This window comes from Erwinia sp. PME.40.26/001 (assembly GCF_055556675.1).
Window position 1 is genome coordinate 1 of sequence record NZ_JBVHNP010000078.1, and the last position, 305, is coordinate 305.

Here is a 305-nt window from a genome sequence, read left to right on the forward strand (position 1 = left end):
CATCGACTACGCCTGTCGGCCTCGCCTTAGGTCCCGACTTACCCAGGGAAGATTAGCTTGACCCTGGAACCCTTGGTCTTTCGGAGGACGTGTTTCTCACACGTCTTTCGCTACTCATGCCTGCATTCTCACTCGTGTCGCGTCCACGGCTGGGTCACCCCGCCGCTTCACTCGCGACACGACGCTCTCCTACCCATCAACACTGCTGGACCACGAAGGCCTACCAAAAATGTCAATGCCACAACTTCGGTGGCGTGCTTGAGCCCCGTTACATTGTCGGCGCGGAATCACTTGACCAGTGAGCT

1 rRNA gene is annotated in these 305 nt (G+C 57.7%); it reads right to left on the reverse strand.

The window, feature by feature from the left end:
- Positions 1 to 305: ribosomal RNA gene (locus ACZ3HG_RS23305) — 23S ribosomal RNA — on the reverse strand; the annotation flags it as partial.